This window comes from Gilvimarinus sp. 1_MG-2023 (genome assembly GCF_030548285.1).
Genome location: NZ_JAUOSC010001197.1, coordinates 1 through 261, shown reverse-complemented (window position 1 = coordinate 261; position 261 = coordinate 1). Strand labels below are relative to the sequence as shown.

At 54.8% G+C, this 261-nt stretch carries 1 protein-coding gene; it reads left to right on the top strand.

What is annotated here, in order from left to right; translation table 11 throughout:
- On the top strand, positions 1-261 hold a 261-nt coding region (locus tag Q4563_RS20655), incomplete at both ends, for an Ig-like domain-containing protein (protein ID WP_303605846.1).

The window sequence follows — 261 nt, the reverse complement described above, 5'->3', positions numbered from 1 at the left end:
AGGTAATGTCAGCGATAACGAGTCGGTCAGTACCGTCACCGTGTTGCTGAATGGCGATCATGTGGTTGCGACATTGGATAACGACAGCTTCAGCGTCGATCTAACGCTGACCGACGGTGACAACGAGCTGGAAATCACCGTTACCGATGCCGCCGGTAATACCACCAGCGACACCCGCACGCTGATTCTCGATACACAAGCGCCAGAATTGTCCTTTGTGTTTCCATCCAATGGCCATGCGACCCAGGCGCTGACGACGAC